Source organism: Mesorhizobium sp. M7A.F.Ca.US.011.01.1.1, assembly GCF_003998295.1.
Lineage (GTDB): Bacteria > Pseudomonadota > Alphaproteobacteria > Rhizobiales > Rhizobiaceae > Mesorhizobium.
In genome coordinates this window covers 295,757-318,203 of sequence record NZ_RZRT01000001.1, presented here as the reverse complement: position 1 = coordinate 318,203, position 22,447 = coordinate 295,757, and the positions used below count along the sequence as shown (strand labels likewise).

The 22,447-nt window shown below is 63.2% G+C and carries 23 protein-coding genes; 12 read left to right on the top strand and 11 right to left on the bottom strand.

Annotated elements, in window-relative coordinates:
• Nucleotides 1–36: 36 nt before the first annotated feature.
• From EOA13_RS01580 to EOA13_RS01565, 4 genes are all read left to right on the top strand, one after another.
• The gene (locus tag EOA13_RS01580; RefSeq protein ID WP_127289118.1) at nucleotides 37–1,224 is read left to right on the top strand and encodes an amino acid ABC transporter permease; all 1,188 of its coding nucleotides are present in this window, start codon (nucleotides 37–39) and stop codon (nucleotides 1,222–1,224) included.
• Between the two features lie 9 nt (nucleotides 1,225–1,233).
• A complete protein-coding gene (locus EOA13_RS01575; RefSeq protein WP_127289116.1) occupies nucleotides 1,234–2,391 on the top strand; it encodes an amino acid ABC transporter permease in 1,158 nt (385 codons plus the stop codon).
• A 27-nt stretch (nucleotides 2,392–2,418) separates the two neighbouring features.
• On the top strand, nucleotides 2,419–3,222 hold the full coding sequence (locus EOA13_RS01570) for an amino acid ABC transporter ATP-binding protein (protein WP_013532420.1): 804 nt from the start codon (nucleotides 2,419–2,421) through the stop codon (nucleotides 3,220–3,222).
• Nucleotides 3,223–3,332: 110 nt separating this feature from the next.
• Nucleotides 3,333–4,001: a TIGR02117 family protein gene (locus EOA13_RS01565; protein WP_127289114.1), complete on the top strand. Its 669-nt coding sequence runs from the start codon at nucleotides 3,333–3,335 to the stop codon at nucleotides 3,999–4,001.
• Nucleotides 4,002–4,114: 113 nt separating this feature from the next.
• Here EOA13_RS01565 and EOA13_RS01560 read toward each other — a convergent pair whose 3' ends face one another.
• Nucleotides 4,115–5,350 carry an FAD-dependent monooxygenase gene (locus EOA13_RS01560; RefSeq protein WP_127289112.1) on the bottom strand — a complete coding sequence of 412 codons (1,236 nt, stop codon included), beginning with the start codon at nucleotides 5,348–5,350 and terminating at the stop codon, nucleotides 4,115–4,117.
• Nucleotides 5,351–5,369: 19 nt separating this feature from the next.
• Complete coding sequence (locus tag EOA13_RS01555; RefSeq protein WP_023814125.1) at nucleotides 5,370–5,615, bottom strand: zinc-finger domain-containing protein; 246 nt, start codon at nucleotides 5,613–5,615, stop codon at nucleotides 5,370–5,372.
• A gap of 246 nt (nucleotides 5,616–5,861) precedes the next feature.
• On the opposite strand from EOA13_RS01555, the gene EOA13_RS01550 reads away from it, so the two are divergent.
• Complete coding sequence (locus EOA13_RS01550) at nucleotides 5,862–8,063, top strand: RNA degradosome polyphosphate kinase (protein WP_127289111.1); 2,202 nt, start codon at nucleotides 5,862–5,864, stop codon at nucleotides 8,061–8,063.
• Complete coding sequence (gene ppx, locus EOA13_RS01545) at nucleotides 8,063–9,598, top strand: exopolyphosphatase (protein WP_127289109.1); 1,536 nt, start codon at nucleotides 8,063–8,065, stop codon at nucleotides 9,596–9,598. Before EOA13_RS01550 ends, ppx begins: the two co-directional genes overlap by 1 nt.
• A gap of 282 nt (nucleotides 9,599–9,880) precedes the next feature.
• On the opposite strand, the gene EOA13_RS01540 is transcribed toward ppx, so the two are convergent.
• From EOA13_RS01540 to EOA13_RS01525, 4 genes are all read right to left on the bottom strand, one after another.
• A complete protein-coding gene (locus EOA13_RS01540; RefSeq protein ID WP_127289107.1) occupies nucleotides 9,881–10,285 on the bottom strand; it encodes a DoxX family protein in 405 nt (134 codons plus the stop codon).
• A gap of 156 nt (nucleotides 10,286–10,441) precedes the next feature.
• Nucleotides 10,442–10,861 (bottom strand): DoxX family protein, encoded by a 420-nt coding sequence (locus tag EOA13_RS01535; protein ID WP_127289105.1) that lies wholly within the window; start codon nucleotides 10,859–10,861, stop codon nucleotides 10,442–10,444.
• Between the two features lie 236 nt (nucleotides 10,862–11,097).
• Nucleotides 11,098–12,495, bottom strand: a complete 1,398-nt coding sequence (gene fumC, locus EOA13_RS01530; protein WP_127289103.1) for a class II fumarate hydratase — start codon at nucleotides 12,493–12,495, stop codon at nucleotides 11,098–11,100.
• Nucleotides 12,496–12,771: 276 nt separating this feature from the next.
• A complete protein-coding gene (locus EOA13_RS01525; protein WP_127289101.1) occupies nucleotides 12,772–13,251 on the bottom strand; it encodes a cupin domain-containing protein in 480 nt (159 codons plus the stop codon).
• Between the two features lie 105 nt (nucleotides 13,252–13,356).
• Here EOA13_RS01525 and EOA13_RS01520 point away from each other — a divergent pair, with 105 nt between their 5' ends.
• Nucleotides 13,357–14,355 carry a LysR family transcriptional regulator gene (locus EOA13_RS01520; RefSeq protein WP_127289099.1) on the top strand — a complete coding sequence of 333 codons (999 nt, stop codon included), beginning with the start codon at nucleotides 13,357–13,359 and terminating at the stop codon, nucleotides 14,353–14,355.
• On the opposite strand, the gene EOA13_RS01515 is transcribed toward EOA13_RS01520, so the two are convergent.
• On the bottom strand, nucleotides 14,340–15,098 hold the full coding sequence (locus EOA13_RS01515) for an SDR family oxidoreductase (protein WP_127289097.1): 759 nt from the start codon (nucleotides 15,096–15,098) through the stop codon (nucleotides 14,340–14,342). The two genes, EOA13_RS01520 and EOA13_RS01515, sit on opposite strands and share 16 nt — an antisense overlap.
• A 122-nt stretch (nucleotides 15,099–15,220) precedes the next feature.
• On the bottom strand, nucleotides 15,221–15,859 hold the full coding sequence (gene betI, locus EOA13_RS01510; RefSeq protein WP_127289095.1) for a transcriptional regulator BetI: 639 nt from the start codon (nucleotides 15,857–15,859) through the stop codon (nucleotides 15,221–15,223).
• 83 nt (nucleotides 15,860–15,942) lie between these two features.
• Here betI and choX point away from each other — a divergent pair, with 83 nt between their 5' ends.
• Together choX and EOA13_RS01500 are read left to right on the top strand one after the other, a co-directional pair.
• On the top strand, nucleotides 15,943–16,881 hold the full coding sequence (gene choX, locus EOA13_RS01505) for a choline ABC transporter substrate-binding protein (RefSeq protein ID WP_127289093.1): 939 nt from the start codon (nucleotides 15,943–15,945) through the stop codon (nucleotides 16,879–16,881).
• Nucleotides 16,878–17,720, top strand: coding sequence for an alpha/beta hydrolase (locus tag EOA13_RS01500; protein WP_245490281.1), 843 nt, complete (start codon nucleotides 16,878–16,880; stop codon nucleotides 17,718–17,720). Before choX ends, EOA13_RS01500 begins: the two co-directional genes overlap by 4 nt.
• On the opposite strand, the gene EOA13_RS01495 is transcribed toward EOA13_RS01500, so the two are convergent.
• Nucleotides 17,717–18,481 carry an NIPSNAP family protein gene (locus tag EOA13_RS01495; protein WP_127289091.1) on the bottom strand — a complete coding sequence of 255 codons (765 nt, stop codon included), beginning with the start codon at nucleotides 18,479–18,481 and terminating at the stop codon, nucleotides 17,717–17,719. The genes EOA13_RS01500 and EOA13_RS01495 overlap by 4 nt on opposite strands.
• Nucleotides 18,482–18,576: 95 nt before the next feature.
• On the opposite strand from EOA13_RS01495, the gene EOA13_RS01490 reads away from it, so the two are divergent.
• Nucleotides 18,577–19,251 (top strand): TetR/AcrR family transcriptional regulator, encoded by a 675-nt coding sequence (locus EOA13_RS01490; RefSeq protein ID WP_127289089.1) that lies wholly within the window; start codon nucleotides 18,577–18,579, stop codon nucleotides 19,249–19,251.
• Between the two features lie 64 nt (nucleotides 19,252–19,315).
• On the opposite strand, the gene EOA13_RS01485 is transcribed toward EOA13_RS01490, so the two are convergent.
• On the bottom strand, nucleotides 19,316–19,909 hold the full coding sequence (locus EOA13_RS01485) for a hypothetical protein (RefSeq protein WP_127289087.1): 594 nt from the start codon (nucleotides 19,907–19,909) through the stop codon (nucleotides 19,316–19,318).
• A 107-nt stretch (nucleotides 19,910–20,016) separates the two neighbouring features.
• Between EOA13_RS01485 and EOA13_RS01480 the strand changes: the two genes are divergently transcribed.
• Complete coding sequence (locus EOA13_RS01480; protein ID WP_164779956.1) at nucleotides 20,017–21,147, top strand: metallophosphoesterase; 1,131 nt, start codon at nucleotides 20,017–20,019, stop codon at nucleotides 21,145–21,147.
• Between the two features lie 57 nt (nucleotides 21,148–21,204).
• Here EOA13_RS01480 and EOA13_RS01475 read toward each other — a convergent pair whose 3' ends face one another.
• Entirely contained in the window at nucleotides 21,205–21,384 is a 180-nt protein-coding gene (locus tag EOA13_RS01475; protein ID WP_127289083.1) for a CsbD family protein, read from the bottom strand.
• A gap of 194 nt (nucleotides 21,385–21,578) precedes the next feature.
• On the opposite strand from EOA13_RS01475, the gene EOA13_RS01470 reads away from it, so the two are divergent.
• On the top strand, nucleotides 21,579–22,232 hold the full coding sequence (locus EOA13_RS01470) for a glutathione S-transferase family protein (protein ID WP_164779938.1): 654 nt from the start codon (nucleotides 21,579–21,581) through the stop codon (nucleotides 22,230–22,232).
• Nucleotides 22,233–22,447 lie beyond the last annotated feature (215 nt).

The following is a 22,447-nucleotide window of genomic DNA, read 5'->3' as shown; positions in this document are numbered from 1 at the left end:
CCTGCCTCCCGGTTTCTCTTTCCAGGGGACGGTCGAATGGCATCGCAGGACGTACTTCGCGAGGAGCCCAGCCGCGGTTCCTTCATCAACGATCCGAAAATCCGGGGCATATTCTTCCAGGTGCTGGTCGTCGTGCTGCTGGTGGCGGGCGTCTGGTGGATTGCCCACAACGTCATCGACAACCTGACGCGGCTGCGCATCGCTTCAGGCTTCGGCTTCCTCAAGGGCCGCGCCGGCTTCGACATCAGCGAGAGCGCGATCGCCTATTCATCGGATTCGACCTATGGCCGCGCGATTCTGGTCGGCCTCATCAATACCTTGATCGTCGCCATCGTCGGCATCATCACCGCAACGATCATCGGCTTCGTCATCGGCATCGGCCGGCTCTCGCAGAACTGGCTGATCAGGAAGATCTGCACGGTCTATGTCGAGGTCTTCCGCAACATCCCGCCGTTGCTGGTCATCTTCTTCTGGTATTCCGGCGTGCTGGCCGTGCTGCCGGCACCACGCGACAGCATCGGTTTGCCGTTCGGCTCCTTCCTCAACCAGCGCGGTTTCTATTTTCCACGCGCCGTATGGGGCGACGGCTCATGGCTGATCTTCATCGCCCTGCTCGTCGGCATCGCCATGGCGTGGTTCGTAGCGCGCAGGGCGCGGCAACGGCAGATGGCGACCGGCCAGCAATTTCCGGTATTTTGGACGTCCGCGGCGCTGATCGTCGGGCTGCCGCTGCTCGCCTATGCGCTGAGCGGCTTTCCCCTGAGCTTCGACTACCCGAAGCAGTCGACTTTCAACCTGACCGGCGGCTTTCAGGTCCGGCCGGAGTTCCTGTCGCTTTATCTGGCGCTGTCCTGCTATACCGCCGCCTTCATCGCCGAGATCGTGCGCGCCGGCATCAGGGGTGTCAGCGCGGGCCAGACGGAAGCTGCCGGTGCGTTGGGGTTGCGGTCCGGATCGATCCTGCGGCTGGTCGTCGTGCCGCAGGCCATGCGCATCGTTATTCCGCCGCTGACCAGCCAGTATCTCAACCTGACCAAGAACTCGTCGCTGGCCATCGCCATCGGCTATCCGGACTTGACGGCGACCGCCGGGACCGTGCTGAACCAGACCGGCCAGGCCGTCGAGGGCGTGGTGATCATGATGGTGATCTATCTCGCCATCAGCCTCCTGACCTCGCTTGTGATGAACTGGTTCAACGCCAAGATGGCGCTGGTGGAGAGGTGAGGTAAGGACATGCAAGAACATGATATGTCCTGGGTGCGCACCGAAATGGTGCTGGCGCAGCCGGCGCCCGCCAGCGTCACCGGCCTCGGCGCATGGGTGCGCAAGAACCTGATCGCTTCTGCCGGCGACACCATTTTGACCATCGTCGGCATCGCCCTGGTGGCGATGATCCTGCCGCAAATCATCAATTGGGCGTTCATCAACGCCGTGTGGACGGGACCGGACCGGACCGTATGCGCCACGGTGGCGCAAGGCGGCATCCAGCCGGATGGCTGGACCGGCGCCTGCTGGGCTTTCGTCAACGCCAAATTCGGCCAGTTCATGGTCGGACGCTATCCCATCGAGGAGCGCTGGCGGCCGATTTTGGTCGCCATACTGTTCGTGGCACTGCTGGTGCCGATGCTTATCCCGAAAGTGCCGCGCAAAGGGCTGAATGCGGTTCTGCTGTTCTTCGTGCTGCCGGTCGTCTCCTTCGTCCTGCTGGTCGGCGGCATGTTCGGCCTGCCGCATGTCGAGACCTCGCTGTGGGGCGGGCTCTTGGTAACGCTCAGCCTGTCTTTCGTCGGCATTGCCGTGTCGCTGCCGCTCGGCATCGTGCTGGCGCTCGGCCGCCGTTCCAAGATGCCGATCATCAAGACGCTGTGCGTCGTCTTCATCGAGACGGTGCGCGGCATCCCGCTGATCACCGTGCTGTTCTTTGCCAGCGTCATGCTGCCACTGTTCCTGCCGGAGGGTGTCTCGTTCGACAAGTTCCTGCGCGCGCTGATCGGCGTGTCGCTGTTTGCCGCGGCCTATATGGCCGAAGTGGTGCGCGGCGGCCTGCAGGCGATCCCCAAGGGCCAGTATGAAGGTGCCGATTCGCTCGGTCTCGGCTATTGGCAGAAAATGTATTTCATCGTCATGCCGCAGGCGCTGAAACTGGTCATCCCGGGCATCGTCAACACCTTCATCGGCATGTTCAAGGACACCAGCCTGGTCATCATCATCTCGATGTTCGACCTGCTCGGCATCGTCAAACAGAATTTTTCCGATGCAAACTGGGCAACCGCGCAGACGGCGAGGTCCGGCCTGATCTTCGCGGCCTTCGTCTTCTGGCTGTTCTGCTTCGGCATGTCGCGCTATTCAATGTACACCGAACGCCGGCTCGACACCGGCCACAAACGCTAAACAAAAGAACAAGGGGATCCCACTGCCATGGCCACCGAAAATGCCGTCAGCGCCGAAGAGATCAAGGTCAACGCCGCAAAGATGCAGATTTCCACCACCGATGTCGCCATCGACATCATCGCCATGCACAAATGGTATGGCGAGTTCCATGTGCTGAAGGACATCAACCTGAAAGTGATGCGCGGCGAGCGCATCGTCATCTGCGGCCCCTCCGGCTCCGGCAAATCGACGATGATCCGCTGCATCAATCGCCTGGAGGAGCACCAGAAGGGCAAGATCATTGTCGACGGCAAGGAATTGACCAACGATCTCAAGAAGATCGACGAGGTGCGCCGCGAGGTCGGCATGGTGTTCCAGCACTTCAACCTGTTCCCGCATCTGACCATCCTGGAGAACTGCACGCTGGCGCCGATCTGGGTGCGCAAGACGCCGAAGAAGCAGGCCGAGGAAATCGCCATGCATTTCCTCAAGCGCGTCAAGATTCCGGAACAGGCCAACAAATATCCCGGCCAGCTTTCCGGCGGCCAGCAGCAGCGTGTGGCGATTGCCCGCTCGCTGTGCATGAACCCGCGCATCATGCTGTTCGATGAGCCGACCTCGGCGCTCGATCCGGAGATGATCAAGGAAGTGCTGGAGACCATGGTTGGTCTTGCCGAGGAAGGCATGACCATGCTGTGCGTCACCCACGAGATGGGCTTCGCCCGCAAGGTCGCCAACCGTGTGATCTTCATGGATCAGGGCCAGATCGTCGAGCAGAACACGCCGGCCGAGTTCTTCGACCACCCGCGCCACGAGCGCACGAAGCTGTTCCTGTCGCAGATCCTGCACTAGGCCTCGACGGCCACGAAGAGCCCGGCTGAAACACTGCCGGGCTCTTTTGCGTATGGGATAACAGGCGGCCGTTCGTGTCGCGCCGGAGCGCGTTTGCAGGGCCGCCTTTCATGAAAAGACTGGGACGTTTTCTAGGTCTTCTGTTGGTTGTCGTCGCACTCGCCGTGACGACGGGCACCTTCGTGCCACGGCCGCTGTGGCCGGCGGCCGCGGCCATGCCCGCGGCGACGCGCCACATCCTGGTGCTGAACAATCCGATCCACACCGATATCGCCATCCCGGTCGATGACGCCGTGCGCCGGCGGTTCCATTTCCTGGTCGACGCGGGCATACCGGCCGACAGGCCGGAGGTCCGCTACATCGTCTTCGGCTGGGGCGGCCGCGCCTTCTACCTGGAGACACCGACATGGTCCGAGCTGAAGGCGGTGCCGGTGATGAAGGCACTGACCCTCGACGCGTCGGTCATGCATGTCGATGTCGCCGGTGACATCGTCGAACCGCGCCCCGATATCGCGGGGTTCGACATCACCGAGGATCGGTTCACGGCGTTGCTCGATTTCATCGATGCGAGTTTCCAGCGGGGACCGGAAGGCCCGATCCTCGTTCCGGACGCAGCCTATTCGAGGTTCGACGGCTTCTACGAAGCCAATGGCCATTTCAACGCACTGGTCGGCTGCAACACCTGGACGGCGGCGGCCTTGCGCATCGCCGGCCTGCGCACCGGCTGGTGGAACCCGCTGCCTGTATCGCTCGGCCTGTCGATGAGCTTGTACAATTAGCGTGGGTATTCCGCGAATTGGCGTCGCGTTCCTTCACACCCCCCTCTGTCCTGCCGGACAGTCCGGCAGGACAGAGGGGGGTGCTGTCCCACCAACCGATTGTGCTTGTACGCTCAGCGTCGAATGATCTTCTGAGCCTGCCACCCATAGAGCCAGTCCAGATCCGCCGCGAGTTTTTCCGACGAGCGCATTTTCAGGAACAGATTGCGCGCGATCGCCACAGGGCCTGCGGCATGCCAGGCAAGGCGGTTGATGGCGCCGCGACGGGCGACTCTGGCGACGCGCGGCCGCCGCAGGTTCTCCCAGGTTTGAAGACTTTGTGCCGGATCGGCGGGGAAGTCGGCGATGATATCGGCAAGCGTCGCCGCATCCTCGATCGCCATGGCCGCACCTTGCGCCGCGAACGGGGTCATTGCATGCGCGGCGTCGCCGATCAGCGCAATGCCGTTCGGTGTTGTCCAGGGCTGTTGCGGGTCGACAGTATGGATTGGCCAGGCCGTCCACGGGCCGGCCTGCTCGACCAGACGGGCAAGTTCTGCCGCGGTGCCGCGCAGGGCTCGGGTCAGGATCCCGGCGTCGGCGTTGCCGGACCAGCCCTCGGCAATGCGGTCGCCCTTGGTGAAGGCCGCGAGATTGAAGGCCGCACCCTTGCTGACGGGATAAGCGACCATATGGAAGCCGGGATGCAGGAAGGTGGTGACGCAGTCCCTGGCGCCGATGGCGGCAAAGCTCTGACCGGCGGCGCTCTCGGCCGCGACGGTGGCGCGCCAAGCCAGTTCGCCGGAGAAATGGTTTCTTGGCGACCCCTTGGCCGAATCGACAAGTGCGCGCACCGACGACCAGACGCCATCGGCCCCAACCAGCAGGAAACCCTCCGCCTCGACGGTTTTGCCACCGATCTCGGCCGTCGCGGTGATGCCATGCGGGCCGGTGTCAACGCCGCCGATGCGGGCGCCGGTGGTGAGATGGATATCCGGTATCTCGGCAGCGCGCGCGGTCAGTGCGGCCTGCAGATCGGCCCTGTGCGCGACGAGATAGGGTGCCTGCCAGCGCGTTTCGGCGGCTTGCCCCAGCGGCACGCGCGCCAGTTCGCGCAAGGTCGCGGCCTGCTTCAACACCACGGCTTCCGGCCGCACCGCCGCCGGCAGCAGCCGGTCGAGTACGCCAAGCTGGCGAAGGATGCGGGTCGCGTTGGGAGAGAGCTGGATGCCGGCGCCGGCAGCTTCCAGGCGCTGCGCCTGTTCGAACACCCGAACAGGGTAGCCGCGTTCGGCGAAAGCCAGCGCTGCGGTCAGCCCGGCAACGCCCGCCCCGGCGATGACAACTTGCCGGGATCGCGTGTCGGTCATCGGGCTGGTCGCGAAAGACTCAGGCGGCCTGATCGATGTAGATGCAGCCGGCCGGCAGCGTTTCGGTTGCCTTCAGCTTCGGCGAATAGCGGTAGAGCGTCGAGCAATAGGGACAGACTTTTTCGTTGTCGTCGCCCATGTCCAGAAACACATGCGGGTGGTCGAAAGGCGGATTGGCGCCCGTGCACATGAATTCCTTCACGCCGATGTCGATTGCCTGATAGCCCGCATCGTTCTGAAAATGGGGAATGGAACCGCCTGCCATCGTCGTCTCCTTAACGCAGTCTCGTCTGCATCTGGATCATATCAGGCCTCTTTGCAAGTTCGATGAAATCAAACTGTCGCAAAAGCCTGTCAGAGGATAAGTTAAGCCGGTTAACGCATGGCCCCGAAGACCGACACCGGTTTTCGGCAAGGACCATGCGTCGCCTTGGAGTGGTAGAGCGTCCTTTGCGCGTCCTGAATGACGCGCGGCGCTTTAGCTGGCTGACGGTGTGGAAGAGCGGGAATCATGAACGAACTGAAGCCGGTGCAGAACGAATTCGTGGATGTCGAGGTAACTCGCCCGGAGGGCGGCAATCCGGACCGGTTTGTCAACCGCGAGTTTTCCTGGCTGCAGTTCAACCGGCGCGTTCTCGAGGAATCGCTGAACCTCAATCATCCGCTGCTGGAGCGCGTCCGCTTCCTGTCGATCTCGGCCGCCAATCTCGACGAGTTCTTCATGGTGCGCGTCGCCGGCCTCGCCGGCCAGGTGCGCGAGGGCATCACGCTGAAGAGCCCCGACGGACGCACCCCCGAACAGCAGCTCGAACAGCTGCTGCGCGAGGTCGAGCGGCTGCAGGAAGATCAGCAGAAGAGCCTTTCGGCGCTTACCGTGCTGCTCAACAAGGAAGGCATCGAGAGCATCACCCGCGATGCGCTGACCAAGGACGAGAAAATCTGGCTGGAAGACCATTTTCAGGAGCAGGTTTTCCCGGTACTGACCCCGCTGTCGATCGATCCGGCGCACCCGTTCCCGTTCATTCCCAATCTCGGCTTCTCGATGGCGCTGCAATTGCGCCATCGCAAGAACGGCGAGGAGATGAGCGCGCTGCTGCGCCTGCCGGTGGCGCTGAAGCGCTTCATCCGTCTGCCGGACCGCAAGCATCATGTCCGCTTCATCCCGCTGGAAGAGGCGGTCGGCCTCTACATCGGCAAGCTCTTTCCCGGCTACGAAGTCAAGGGCTCCGGCACGTTCCGCATCATCCGCGACAGCGATATCGAGGTCGAGGAGGAGTCCGAGGACCTCGTGCGGCTGTTCGAAACGGCGCTGAAGCGGCGGCGGCGCGGTTCGGTGATCCGCATCGAATTCGACAGGCTGATGCCTGGCGAATTGCGCGACTTCGTCGCCGGCGAGCTTGGCGTGTCGTCCAGCCGCATCAGCGTCTTGACCGGTCCATTGGCGCTCAGCCAGATTTCCGAGATCGTCGCCGTTCCCCGCGACGACCTGAAATTCACGCCCTACAATCCGCGTTTTCCCGAGCGCATCCGCGAGCATGGCGGCGATTGTTTCGCGGCCATCCGCGAGAAGGACATCGTCGTCCATCACCCCTACGAATCGTTTGACGTCGTGGTGCAGTTCCTGCGCCAGGCGATGGCCGACCCGGAAGTGGTGGCGATCAAGCAGACGCTTTACCGCACCTCCAATGACAGCCCGATCGTGCGTGCGCTGGTCGACGCGGCCGAGGCCGGCAAGTCGGTCACCGCACTGGTCGAGCTCAAGGCGCGCTTCGACGAAGAAGCCAACATCCGCTGGGCGCGCGACCTGGAGCGCGCCGGCGTGCAGGTCGTGTTCGGCTTTCTCGAGCTGAAAACCCATTCGAAAATGTCGCTGGTGGTGCGGCGCGAGGACGGCAAGCTGCGCAACTACGTGCACCTCGGCACAGGCAACTACCATCCGGTAACGGCGCGCATCTACACCGACCTGTCCTTCTTCACCACCGATCCGACGATTGCCCGCGATGTCGCCCAGCTGTTCAATTTCATCACCGGCTATGCCGAGCCGACGGACGAAATGCGGTTGGCGATCTCGCCGTTCACGCTGAGAAGCCGCATCCTGAAGCACATTGCCGACGAGATTGCCTACGCGGTGCAGGGGAAACCGGCGCGCATCTGGATGAAGATGAACGCACTCGTCGATCCGATCATCATCGATGCGCTCTACGATGCCAGCCGGGCCGGCGTCGAGGTCGACCTGGTCGTGCGCGGCATCTGCTGCCTGCGGCCGCAGGTTCCGGGCCTGTCGGAAAACATCCGCGTAAAATCGATCGTCGGCCGGTTTCTCGAGCACAGCCGCATCTATTGTTTCGGCAACGGTCACGGCCTGCCGTCGGACGAGGCGATCGTCTACATCTCCTCGGCCGATCTGATGCCTCGCAATCTCGACCGCCGCGTCGAAACCATGGTGCCGATCACCAATCCAACTGTGCACGAACAGATCCTTGGCCAGATCATGCTGGGCAACATCATGGACAATCAGCAAAGTTTCGACGTATTGGCTGATGGAACCTCCCGGCGCGTCGTGCTGGAGGAGGGCGAGGAACCGTTCAACGCGCAGGAATATTTCATGACCAATCCGAGCCTGTCGGGACGGGGTGACGCGCTGAAGTCGCATGCGCCCAAGCGCATTGCGCAGTTCAAGCGCCGCAAGAAGAACGCTGCAGCGTCCGGCTGATGCTGTCTGATTCCCAGGGCCGGCTGCAGGACCGCCGACCGCTGTCCATCATCGACATCGGATCGAACTCGATCCGTCTCGTCGTCTATGAAGGACTGGCGCGCTCGCCGACCATGCTGTTCAACGAAAAGATGCTGGCTGGTCTGGGCCGGGGCATCGTTTCGACCGGCAAGCTCGACCCCGAGGCGGTGACGCGCTCGATGGAGGAGTTCCGCCGCTTTCGCGCGCTTTCCGACCAGGCCGGCGCCGAGCATATGTATGTGCTGGCCACTGCCGCGGCCCGCGAGGCGGTCAACGGCCCCGATTTCATCCACCGCGCCGAGGATGTGCTGAAGACCGAGATTCGTGTCATCAGCGGCCGTCAGGAAGCCTATTATTCCGCGCTCGGCGTCATTTCCGGCTTCCACCCGGCCAATGGCATCGCCGGCGATCTGGGCGGCGGCAGCCTCGAGCTGGTCGACGTCAGCGGCGAAGCGATCGGTGACGGCATCACGCTGCCGCTGGGCGGTCTGCGCCTGCAGGACATGGCGAAGAACTCGCTGGCTCAGGCGGCCAAGATCACGCGTGACGAACTGGCGAAGGCCAAGCTGTTGAAAGGCGGGCAGGGCAGGCCCTTCTACGCCGTCGGCGGCACCTGGCGAAATCTCGCCCGGCTGCACATGGAGATGACCAACTATCCGCTTGGCGTCATGCACCATTACGAGATCTCGGCCGAAAGCGCGGCGAATTTCCTCAAGCAGGTGGCCAAGGCCGAGATCGAGAAGGTCAAGGGCATCGAAGGCGTTTCCAAGAACCGCCGTTCGCTGCTGCCCTATGGCGCCATCGTGCTGCAGGAGATCATGGCGGCGATGCAGCCGTCGAAGATCATCGTTTCGGCTCTAGGTGTACGCGAAGGCTTTCTCTATTCGCTGCTCGACGAGGCGGAGCAGAAGGCCGATCCGCTGATTTCGGCCTCGGAGGAACTCGCCCGCCTGCGCTCACGCTCCGTCGCCCATGCGCATGAGCTCGTCGACTGGACCGCCAAAACCTTTGCCGCCTTCGGCATCGACGAGACCGAGGACGAGGCGCGCTACCGCCACGCGGCTGCATTGCTGGCCGACATCGGTTGGCGCGCGCATCCCGAATATCGCGGCAAGCAATCGCTCAACATCATTGCGCACGCCTCCTTCTTCGGCGTCGACCATCCCGGCCGTGCTTTCCTGGCGATGGCCAACGCCTATCGTCACGACGGCATCTTCAACGAAGCCATCGCCCCCGAGATCAAGGCGCTGGCGCCGCCGCGTTATCTGGAGCGCGCCCGCGTGCTCGCCGCGATGATGCGCGTCGTCTACCTGCTGACGGCGTCGATGCCCGGCATCATGCCCAGGCTGAAATGGGAACAACGCGCCAACGGCGTGCTGGCGCTGGTCTTGCCGGCATCGCTGGCCGATCTCTATGGCGAGCGGCCGGCCGGGCGCCTGGCACAGCTGGCCAGGATCACCAACCGCCGGCTGGTGCTGGCTGTCGAGGGTGGGCCCAGTGGGTCGGTGAAATAGGGGCTGCCTATAGACCGTGTCTTATCTGACTCAAGTGGGTATTAGACCTGCCCGGTCGTGCTTCGTCGGCGGCTTCGCGTTTGTGGACCGGCTTCCCCCAATCCGTCGCTGCTTCGCAGCGCCACCTTTCCCCCCTCCGGAGGGAAAGGAAGGGAGCCTCGTTGGAAGAGCGTTGGCGGCAACAGGCTCGCGCCCTTCCTCTACCCCGTCGATCGGGGGAGAGGTGGCTCGGCGAAGCCGAGACGGAGTGGGGGTCGACCTGAGCGCAACTACGCAAAGATATCAAACCGCGCTGCGCCCGTCGACCGACCAGGCTCCCGCACCGGCCATCGCCAGCGCAACAAACCCGCCTGATATCGCAATGTCCTTCATCAGCATCTGCTGGTGCAGGAAGGCGAGCATCCCGTCGCCGCCGCCCTGGCCGTAATGGCCGATGAAGCCGGCGGCAATGCAGAAGGCAGCGAGCAGCAGCGCCGCGATCCGGGTCTGGAAACCGACCAGGATGAGCAGCCCGGCGATCAGTTCGAACAGTCCCGTGCCCCAGGCGGCAAGCGTCGGCAGCGGCAGGCCGAGGCTGGCGAAATAGCCTGTCGTGCCGGCAATATCGCTCAAAGCTTGGAAACCGGAGGGCACGAACAGGGCGGCGAGCAGCAGCCGGGAGAGCAGGAGCAGCGCGTTGCGGGGCATGTTCACCTCCGTTATCGGCCGCCGGCCGGCCTCGTCCGATGCCCCGATCCTAGCAGAAAACTCCGGCCGACAGATCGGCGGGCATGTACCAACAACGAAAAAGCGGCGCGGAAAATTCCGCGCCGCTCTTTCGTTCGGCTATTGCCAGTTTTTGGCTCAGCCGCGCTTGGCGTCGATCGAATAGGCACCGGCGCCCGAGGAAGCCAGCACGAGGAAGCCGCCAGCGATGGCGAGGTTCTTGAGAAACTGGATCATCTGCATCTGGTCAGCCCAACCGGTGTGGGCGACCAAGCCGGTAGCGACCGTGAAGATCGCCAGCACCCAGGCGACAATCCGGGTCTTGAAGCCGACGAGGATGGCGAGGCCGCCGAGAAGCTCGATCAGGCCCACGACAATGGCCGTTACGGTCGGCAAGGGCAGGCCGAGGCTGCCGAAATAGCCGGCCGTGCCGGTGATGGCGGTCAGCTTGCCGAAGCCTGAAAGCAGGAAGATGACGGCAAGCAGGACGCGGCCGAGGAGAATGGTGGTCGAGGCATTGGATGCGCCGGAACCGGCGACTGAAGTGTTGATGGACATGGTGGCTCTCCGGGATGGGTTGATACCGGGGAGATAGAGCAAGCCGACTGTTCACCAAAGCCACCAGACTGGCGACACATTGTTCACAGTACTTACGTTTCCGTGATCGGGCGGCCCGCGCAAAATTTGCTTCGGGTCAGGTTGCGACGGGAGTAAATTCTCCCATCACGAAATACCGGGCTTTTGGCTGACGCAATTCCGGACGGAAAACCGCAAGACATTTTTCCCGGAGTTGCCTACCCCGGATGCGTCATGTCCTCCGGCCGCACCAGCCGGTCGTAATCGGCTTCGCTGACCAGCCCGGTGGCAAGCGCTTCCTCGCGCAGCGTGGTGCCCTTCTTGTGCGCGGTCTTGGCGATCTTGGCGGCATTGTCGTAGCCGATGGTCGGCGCCAGCGCCGTCACCAGCATCAGCGAGCGGTCGAGTGCCGCCTTGATGTTGTCTTCGCGCGCCTCGATGCCGACGACGCAATTGTCGGTGAAGGAGACCGAGGCGTCGGAGAGTAGTTGCACCGACTGAAGGAAATTGTAGGCCATCAGCGGGTTGTAGACGTTGAGTTCGAAATGGCCCTGGCTGCCGGCGAAGGTGAGCGCTGCATTGTTGCCGAACACCTGCACGCAGACCTGCGTCAGCGCCTCGCACTGGGTCGGATTGACCTTGCCCGGCATGATCGACGAGCCCGGTTCGTTTTCCGGCAACGACAGTTCGCCGAGGCCCGAACGCGGGCCGGAACCGAGGAAGCGGATGTCGTTGGCGATCTTGAACAGCGCAGCGGCCGCCGCATTGATGGCGCCGTGCGAAAACACCATGGAATCATGGGCCGCCAGCGCCTCGAACTTGTTCGGCGCGGTGACGAAGGCAATGCCGGTGATGGTGGCGATGCGATCCGCCACCCTTTCGGCGAAGCCGACCGGCGCGTTGAGGCCGGTGCCGACGGCGGTGCCGCCCTGCGCCAGTTCCTGCAGGCCGGGCAATGTCAGCTCGATGCGCTTGATCGACGAGGCGACCTGCGCGGCATAGCCCGAAAATTCCTGGCCAAGCGTGAGGGGGGTGGCGTCCTGCGTGTGCGTGCGGCCGATCTTGATGATGTGATTGAACTCTCTGCTCTTGGCGGCGAGCGCCTTGTGCAGGTGTTTCAGCGCCGGCAAGAGGTCGTGCACGATGCGCTCGGCGCAGGCGATGTGCATGGCCGTCGGGTAGGTGTCGTTCGACGACTGGCTCATATTGACGTGGTCGTTGGGATGGACCGGCTTCTTGGAGCCCATGACGCCACCCATCATCTCGATCGCCCGGTTGGAGATCACCTCATTGGCGTTCATGTTGGACTGGGTGCCCGAGCCGGTCTGCCAGACCACCAGCGGGAAATGCTCATCGAGCTTGCCGTCGATAACCTCTTGCGCCGCCTCGACAATCGTCTTGCCGATCGCCGGGTCGAGCCGCTGAAGGTCCATATTGGCTTCGGCCGCGGCCCGCTTGACGATGCCCAGCGCGCGCACGATCGATGCCGGCTGCTTTTCCCAGCCGATCTTGAAATTGCCAAGGGAACGCTGCGCCTGCGCGCCCCAATAGCGGTCGGCGGCGACTTCGATCGGGCCGAACGTGTCGGTTTCGGTTCTGGTCTTTGCAGCGGTCACGGGTCTCTCCTTGTCGAAGTCGGCAACGGCGTATCGCGTTGCACAAACGGCTTCAAGCGGAGATTGCGGACGGCAAGGATGCAAATCGGTTGAAGGTGCGGCGCTTCTCGCCTTCTCCCCTTGTGGGAGAAGGTGGATCGGCGCGCAGCGCCGAGACGGTTGAGGGGTGGGTGACGGAGTGCCGTCCTTGCCAAGCTGGAACACCCCTCATCCGACCGCTTCGCGGCCACCTTCTCCCACAAGGGGAGAAGGGAAAGAATGCGCGGTTTCGGCCTCTCACCCTAGCGGCGGACCGACTATGTCGATGCCGTTTTCTGCACAGAGCTGCACCAGTGCCGCGATGATTTCCGGTGTTGGTTGCATCTGCGGCGGCAGCTCCGGCTGTTCGGCGGGACGGCTCGCCTGACGCAGCATCGTCTCGAAATCCGAACCGCGCGTGATGGTGAGCGTACGCGCGCCTTCGCGCGATTCGACCCGGTAGGTGTGCGGCAGGCCTTTCGGCGCAATGACGGTTTCGCCGGCTTCAGCAATGCGTTCGTGGCCGTCGATCTGAAAGCGCAGTCTCCCGTCCAGGATGTGAAACACTTCGTCCTCCCTGCGATGCACATGCAGGGGCGGGGAGTCGCCATAGGGCATGCGATGCTCGACGACGCAGGTGCCGTCCTCTCCTGCCGCCGACGAGACGTGGATCGCGACAAGCGTGTTGTTGAACCAGAAGAGTTCCTTGCCTGTGATCGTGCCGGGGGTCATTGTCATGGCCGTCTGATCCTCCTGTTGCCTGTGCCTGCTGGGCCGATGACGATCTAGCCAGGGATATGCCGACAACGGAAATCGAATGATCGTATGGGGCGAATTGATGCGATGAATTTGAACGCGCTCGACCTCAATCTCATCAGGGTGTTCGACGCCCTTCTGCGGGAGAGAAGCGTTACGCGTGCCGGCGAGCAGATCGGCCTCAGCCAGCCTGCCGTCAGCGCTGCGCTCAATCGCTTGCGGCATCTCCTCAACGACCAGCTGTTCGTGCGACGGGGCAATGACATGATGCCGACGCCACGCGCCGAGAGCATGGCCGAGCCGTTACGCGTGGCGCTTCGTGAAATCGAACGCGTCTTTCACTCGGCCAAGGCGTTCGATCCGGTGGAACTGGAGCGAACCTTCACGTTCATGGGTGCGGATTTCTTTTCCATGATGCTGATGCCAACTTTAGCGGCGCGCATCGCGGGTGCCGCGCCGCGCGCGTCGCTAAGGTTTCTCGACAGCGCGCGCGGCGACGTCTCGCGGCTGCTCCAGGACGATGAAATCGACGTAGCGCTCGAGCGTCCGCTGGAGGTCTCCGACTGGGTCTCAAGCACGCCTCTGTTCCATTCACCATTCGCCATCATCGCCGCGAGCGACAACGCTGCGATCAGGCAGGCGGGGATCATGGAAGGCGAGCTTCTACCGATCGACCTCTTCTGCGAACTGCCCCATATTCTTCGTTCTATCGATGGCTCGATGTCGGGGTCCACCGACGAGGCGCTCCGCAAGATCGGACGAACGCGCCGTGTAAGCCTGACCCTGCCGCACTTTCAGGCTGTCGCATTGGCCGTGGCAACCGGAAACCACCTCTCGGCGGTTCCCAGGCAGTTCGCGGTTTGGGCGGCCAAGACCATGCCGCTCGTCATCTTCGAACCGCCACTTCCCATTGCTGTTCCTGAAATCAGGATGTACTGGCACGCGCGCCACGACGACGAGCCACCCCATCGCTGGGTTCGCGATCAGATCCTGGAGGCGGTAGGCGCACTCGGATTTGTGGAAAGCGGCGCCGCCGAAAATGCCGACGCCTGGCGTGGCGTCCGGACGGATCACCCCGCCGTATAGCCGCCGTCCACGGAAAAAATGCCACCGCTGGTCCAGGCGGCCTCTTCGCTGGCCAGATAGACCGCGATGCCGGCCAGATCGTCGGGGCGGCCGATTCTGCCGAGCGGATAGCTGCGCTCGACATAGGCCTTCAGCTCCGCCTTTGCGTCGGCCGGCAAATTGTCGACGGTCTTGCGCCGCATGGCGGTGTCGACCGTGCCGGGCGCGATGGCGTTGACGCGGATGCCGCGCGGGCCGAGTTCGAAGGCCAGCGACTTGGTCAGCGAGTTCAACGCGCCCTTCGACAGGGAATAGAGGCTCGACGGCCGCTTCGGGATCATCTTGTTGGCGAAATAGGACGAGATGTTGATCACCGATGCGCCGGCCGCCAGATGCGGCAGCAGGCCCTGCGTGAGGAAGAACACAGCAGTGACATTCAGCGCGAAGGATTGCTGGAACTGCGCCTCGCTGACGGTCTCGAACGGCACCAGGAAAGCCACTCCGGCATTGTTGACCAGGATATCGAGAGGCCTGCCCGATTTTTTCACATGCTCGACGACGGCCGCGATGCCGGCCGAGGTGGCAAGATCGGCCGGCAGCGTCTCGATAGTGCCGCCGAGATGCTTGCGGGCGGCGTCGAGCTTGGTGGTGTCGCGGCCGACGATCAGCACGTCCGCACCCTCGCGCAAAAAGGCTTCTGCGATTGCCAGGCCGATACCGTCCGATCCACCGGTGACCAGCGCGCGCTTGTTGTGAAGTCTCATGGGATGCTCCGAGATTTATGCGTCGTCGAGAGCGCCGTACATTGGCGGCCAAGGTCAAGCCGTCAGCCTATCCCGCGGTATGAACTTCGACCGCTGCCGGCCGGCAGGCCAGCCGAGCCGGTTTACGCGCCGACGGTTGCCAGTTCCCGCAGGGCCAGCCGCCCCGCGACATAATTCTTGACCTGGCGGACCGCCTGTTCGCGCGACACGCTGCCCGGCTGCAGGCCGAGCCGCAGCCAAAGCCCGTCGATCAGAGCCGTGATTCCAAGCGCGATGTCGTCGGCATCTCGAGGCGAGGCGAGGCCGTGCAGGCCCGACAACAGGTTCGAGCGCATGCGCGCATGGATCACCCGCTGGATACGGGCCATCTTCTCGTCGCGCGGCACCTCGGCGCAGAGCGAAAGCCAGGCATGACACAGAGGCGGCTGGAACAGATGCTCCTCGAAATTGCCCTCGATCACGGCATCCATGCGCTCCATCGGCGTACGCGCCCGGCGAAGCCGCGCGATCACCGCCTGACACAGGACGGCGTTTGCCTCGCGCATCGCGTGCTCGAACAATTCCTGCTTGTTGCGGAAATAGTGCAGCACGATGCCCTTGGAGGCACCTGCCTGGGCGGCCACCTTTTCCAGGGTCGCACCGGCAATGCCTTCGCGCTCCAGCACCGCGAAGGCCGCCTGCCGCAGCTCCTTGCGGCGGATCTCACTGAGACGCTTGAGTTTCACGGGATCGGTCCATGCATCGCGAATCCACGTTGACATTTTCGTCCGCTCAGATCAAGAATTGACCCATGGGACAATAAAAAGACCAATTGGTCAATTTGACGACAATGAGGAGAACCGAAATGTTGCGCATCCTTGCAAACGGCGTCTGTTTGGCCGCCCTCATGTTGGCCTCTCATGCGGCTCAGGCGGCCGAGGGCCAAGAGTGCAGGACGATCCGCATGGCCGAACCCGGCTGGAACGACCTTGCCTTCACCACCGGGGTCGCCAACGTCCTGTTGGAGGCGCTCGGCTATCAGCCGCAAAGCCAGGTGCTCGGCATCAACGTCATCTACGAGGGCATGAAGAACAGGGACCTCGACCTGTTCCTGGGCTACTGGGATCCGGCCATGGTCACCTATTACGAGCCCTACAAGAAGGACGGCTCTGTCGAGAATGTGCGCGTCAATCTCGTGGGCGCCAAATACACCTTCGCCGTCCCGACTTACGCTTGGGATGCCGGCGTCAAGGACATTTCCGACCTGCACAAATTCGCCGACAAGTTCGGCAAGAAAATGTACGGCATCGAGCCCGGTTCAAACCAGTTGATGATGGACGCCGTCGCCGATCCCGCCTTTGGCCTGGACGGCTGGCAGGTGGTCGAGTCCAGCGAAGCCGGCATGCTGTCGGAGGTCGGCTACGAGATCAAGGAAAAGCAGTTCATCGTTTTTCAGGGCTGGGCGCCGCATCCGATGAACACGATGTACGACTTCAAATATCTGACCGGCGGCGACAAGTTCTTCGGCCCGAATTTCGGTGCCGCGACGGTAACGACGCAGGTGCGCAAGGGCTATCTTGAGCAGTGCCCGAACGTCGCGCAATTCCTCAGGAATCTCGTCTTCGACATCGATTTCGAAAATGTCGGCATGGGCTATCTGATCAATGACGGGATGAAGCCGGAGGACGGTGCGCTGAAGGCAATCACGGCCAACAAGAGCCGCCTCGACGCCTGGCTCGCCGGCGTCACCACTTTTGATGGCCAACCCGGCCTTGCCGCGGTCAAGGAAAAGCTCGGCCTGTGAGGGCGGCCGCGCTCGATGACTTGCCGAAGCAGGATGTGATGACGGAGCAGGGCGCCTGGGCCGGCCGCAAGCAGTTCGTCACTGTCGGCGATCTCGACATCGCCTATGTCGAGGTATCAGGCGCCGAGCCGGCACTGCTGTTGGTGCACGGCTTCACCGACACCAGCCGCAGTTTTTCGCTTCTGGCGCCATATCTGGCCGGCCGCCGGCTGATCATGCCGGATCTGCGCGGCCACGGCGCCTCGCAGGCTAGCAAGAACTGCGGCATCGCCGATCTTGCCGATGATATCGCCGGGCTGATCCAGAGTTTACAACTCGACCGACCGGTCGTCGTCGGCCATTCGCTGGGCGCCATGGTGGCTGTCGCTTTGGCTGCGGGGCACAAGGAGTTGATCGGCGGGCTGGTGGTCCTGGCCGGCACGTTGAAGCCCGATTTCGCGCCGGGTCATCCGCTGGTCACAGGCGTCGAGGCGCTGCGCGACCCGATATCGCCGACCGATCCGTTCTATGCCTGGTGGCATGCCTGTCGTCCCGACGTGCCCGCAGCCTTTCTCGCCGGTTTGGCGCAAGAGGCTTCGGCGATGCCGACGCCGCGCTGGCGCGCGATTCTCGGGGAAATCCGCCGCGCCGATCTGACCGATGCTGCGCGGGCCGTGCAGGCCCGGACGCTGATCATCGCCGGCGCCTGCGACCCGCTGTTCGGCGCGGCGCACCAGCAGGCGTTGCAATCCGCTCTTGCCGGAGCCGTCTTCGTTCGCGCCGAGAGCTGTGGCCACAACCCGCATTGGGAAGACCCAGGCCTCGTGGCGAAGGCCATCTTCGAGGCGTTTGAAGTCTAACGCCCGACCAGCGATTGCGATGTCGGCGACAGCCGCAAAGTCTCCGTTGGTTTGGTCAGGCCGAGCTGCGCGGCCTGCCATGCCGGCGAGGCGGCGAGGGCAGCTTTGCGGCGGGCATGCGCCTCGGCGCTGGCAAAACCCATGACGCTGATGAAGACGTTTTCATCAGCCCGTACCGGCAGGCGCGGAAAACTGTTTTCGGCATGCTCCGTAACGAAAGCGGCGAGCAGACGTGCGTCGGCCGTCATCAGGCACGCCGTCTCAGTCTCGAAGCGATTGGCGAAATCAGCCTCTGTGCCGGGCTGCAAATGATGAATCTCGATGACAACGATGCCGGTCAGCGGTTTGTTTGGAATGGGCTTTTCGTCGGCTAGGCTTGGCCGCTGCGCGCCCGCCAGGTCGAAGCCTGCGCCCGGCCACGCCGGCTTGAGCAGCAGCACATCGTCGGAATCGATCATCGTCGCATTGGCCGCATGGCTGTTCGCCGCCCAGACCGGCCCGCCATAAAAAGCGGCGAGAGCATTTTTCCGCGCATCCATGCCGTCGAAGCCGCGCATCCAGACGAACATGTCAGGCCGATCGAGGTCCCGGAACTGGCCGATGATGGTCATGCCGGCGTCCTCTTGGCCCTCGATCAGCCTGCCGTCGAAGATGCCGATGAGCGTGTCGCGCCGGCCGGGCTTCAGCGTGTATTGCCGAAGCTCGACGACAGGCGAAGCGAGCGCTGAGGGTTTCGTCGCGACGTTCCGGGGCAGGTTCATCCGACATTCTCCAAACAGGGTGATCATCCTGTTTTGTAAAACAGACCGGTTGTCCTGTTTTGTCAACATGCTACAGTTCGGCAATGTCAGCAGAGATGACCGTCCAGCCAAAACCGCGCCCGGGAAAACGCATCAACGACCCTGAAGGCATGCGCAAGAAAGTGCTCGATGTCGCCGAGGACGCGTTCCAGGCGCGCGGCTATCACGCCTCCAGCATCGGCGATCTGATGGCGGCGGCTGATGTCAGCGGCGGAGCGCTGCATCACCATTTCCCGACCAAGAAGGCGCTGGCGCTGGCTGTGATCGACGAGCGTGTGGCGGCAGCGGTCGAAGAGACATGGATCGCGCCGGTGCTGGCGGCGGCGTCAGCGCGCGAGGGCGTGCGCGCCGTGTTCGAGGCCGTGGCGGCGGAACTGGAGCAGCAGGGTTTCGTGCGCGGCTGCCCGCTCAACAATCTGGCGCACGAACTGTCGCTTGCCGATCCCGATTTCCGCCTTGCCCTTGCCGATATCTTTGGCGGGTGGCTGCGGGCGATTGCCGACAAGGTGCGTGCCGACCAGCAGGTGGGCAAGGACGAGGGCACGGACCCCGAAGGCTTCGCCGCGCTGACGGTCGCCGCCTATTCCGGGGCGATGTCGATGGCCAAGACGGCGCAGGATGCCGGTGTGCTGCGGGATTGCCTGGCGGGGTTGGAGCGCAGCGCGCCGTCGCAGGGCGGCTTGGTTGCCAGGCGACGCAACAGGATACTGCCACGGCCGAGAACCCCTTGACTTTGCGGCGCTGCGTCCTTCAGCCGTGTCCGACGCGGTGGGGAACGCCGGGTCCTGGGTTCAGCTACTCGGCCAGCGGCTTGATCGTCTCGTAGCCGTTGACGGATTCCGAACTGGTGCCTTCATCGTAGCGCCGCGCGAGCGCGGCTTGCAGATCGGGAGCATAGAGGGCGGTGAATGAATCCAGCGTCTCGCCGGCGCCGTTCTTGAAGGTCTCCTTGACCATCAGGACATTGTATTTGCAATCGCCCAGACGGAATGTCTCCTTGCCCTTGACGACCAGGCTCAGCGTCTTGGTGCCCTTCGGCGGCTTGTTCGGCGACAGCTCGACGAACTCTATCGTGGCCTTTGCCCCGGCCTTCAGCGGGAACAGCTTTCGCAGATCGGAAAACGGGATCATCGCCTGGCGGCCGGTGTCGCTGTCGCGAAACACCTCGATCAGGCCGGCGAACAGATATTGGGTCTGGGGCGATTGCGATTCGTAGGTGTTGGCAACCGACATCATCCCGCCGGCCACGGGCCGAAATTCGCTCTGTATGCCGGGTCTCGCCAGAACGAAACCCTTCCTGGCGGACTTGGCATCGATGCAACCGGCGGCATGCGCGGTGCTCGCGCACAACATCGCGGCCAGGATCATGCAGATAGGTGCGGCTTTCACTTTTCCTCCTCCGCTTGCGCAAGCGAGACATGCCAGACCCGGGGCGTCATGTCGATGATGGCGCAGAGGCGCTGGACGACCGGCTGCCGTCCATGCTGAATCAGCAGATGATGAATCGCCGTTCGATCGGATCGCTTTCCCGACGCAACTTCCTGGTACAGGCTGCAGGATTTGCCGCGGCCGGCGCCTTGCCGCGGCCGGCCTTCGGCCAGACCGGGCAACGCGTCCAGTCGATCGACGCCACCTTCCTGTTCATCGCCGATGTCCATGCCTGCCGCATGGCGAGCGGCTTGAGCCCCAACTGCCTGCAAGAAGGCAAGACCGACGCCGCGCTGCTGCGCAACGTAGCGGTGCTGAATGCGCTTGGCGACAAGGACTGGCCGGCCGAGATCAATGGCGTCGCCACCGGCCTGCGTTCGGCCGGCAGGATAGGCGCGCCGCTCGGCCTCGTCGTCGGCGGCGACATCACCGACGATGGCGGCGGCCAGATCACGCAGCCGAGCGAGGGCACTCAACTGCTCCAGTTCAGCCAGCGCTACAGCCAAGGCGTTGGCCCGGATCGCGTGCACATGCCGGTCTATATCGGGCTCGGCAACCATGATCTCGACCAGAACGGGCCACCGCACCATGTCGACTGGTACCGGCGCGAACTGCGCGACTATGTCGAGGTCAACCATCGCGCCGGCGTGTTCTTCAAGCCGCCAGTGCCGGCCACCGACTATGATGTCGACACCGACTGCTACTCCTGGGACTGGGGCGGCCTGCATCTGATCCAGACGCATCGTTTCGCCGGCGATACCGGCCACGGCGCCGAGAGCAGCCTGCCATGGCTGAAGCAGGACTTGGCGACCTATGCGGCGGACGGCCGCCCGGTCGTCCTGTTCCAGCATTATGGCTGGGACACTTTCTCGGTGGAACGCTGGGATGCCGCCAAGAGGCACTTCGATGATGACGGCACCGGTGCGCCGCATTGGTGGAGCGAAGCCGACCGGCAGGCGTTGCTGGCGGCGCTGAAGGGCTACAATGTCGTCGGCATTTTCCATGGCCACCAGCACGAAACGCCGCTGATCTATCGCAGGGACGGGATCGACCTGTTCAAGCCGAAGGCTGCCTATATGGGCGGTTTCGCGCTGGCCAGGGTGACCAGCAACGGCATGGACGTGGTGCTGGGCGAGGCGATCGGCGATCAGGGCGAGGTCGTGTTCACCAATGCTCTCAGCAAGGGCTGGAGCACCTGAAAAAGGCGGCCTTCGCGACCGCCTTTTCCTCGATAAAGCGCATCTCTCGATGTCGGATCAGAGCGCCTTCTTGACCTTGTCCTTGACGTCGCCATAGGCCTTCTGCCCCTTGCCGGCGATCCTGTCGGCCGTGCCTTCGGCCTGGGTCTGCCTGTTGCCGGTTGCCTTGCCCGCGGCTTCCTTGACTGAGCCCTTGACCTGCTTGGCCACGCCCGCAACCTGATCCTTGTTCACCATTTTTGCGCATCTCCTGGATTCTGAATTCGGGGGAATTCATTGCGGGTAGCTAACGAGCCGGCGTCGGTTAGGTTCCAGGCGTCGCCCGGACGCCAGATCAGGTCGCGCGGCCGCCGCCTGGGGCAAGGTCGGTGAGTTAGGTTTGAACACGCTCCGGCCAAAGGATTTTGGCTGACCGTGCGTACGGGAGAAAAATGGCAGAATTTGCGCTCTATATCGGCAACAAGTGTTTCTCCTCATGGTCGCTGCGGCCCTGGGTGGCGATGAGGCATCTGGAGATCCCGTTCGAGGAAGGTTTCGTGCGGCTGCGCACGCCTGAAACCTTTGCCAATCTGGCAAAAGTGTCGCCGACCGGTCAGGTGCCGGTGCTGAATCACAACGGCAAGATCATCTGGGAAACCCTTGCCATCCTTGAATATCTCGCCGACCTGTTTCCGCAGAAAAAGCTCTGGCCCGCCGATATCGACGCCCGTGCGCTGGCGCGTTCGGCCGCGACCGAGATGCATTCCGGCTTTCGCGAGGTTCGCTATGGCTGGCCGATGAATTTGCGTCGGCCGAAGGGCCACAAGCCGCTCGACGCCGAGGGCGAGGCGCAGCGCGACCGCATCGAGGCGCTGTGGCGCGAGTGCCGGGAAAAATACGGCAAGGGCGGCCCGTTCCTGTTTGGCCATTTCACCGCGGCCGACGCCATGTATGCGCCTGTCGTCACCCGTTTCGACACCTATGGCGGCACGCTGGCGCCGGATACGCGCGCCTATGTCGACGCCGTGCTGGCAACGCCGGCGATGCGCCACTGGTATGCCGAGGCGGCCAGGGAGACGTGGCCGGAACCCGGTCCGGACGAATAGGATCCAAAAGAAAACGCCCCTCGCACCTTTTATCGTGCGGGGGGCGTCTTTGCCATCAACTGTTATTCGATTGCTCTCATGAACTGCTGATGACACGGAATAAATTCGCGTCTGCGCAGATGGTTCCTGGATGCCGGAAAACTTTTTTCAAGTTGGCGCAAGCGCGCTGTTTGGGGTCCGATTTGCCGTCATGTCAGGTGTTTTGGCCAGGTGGT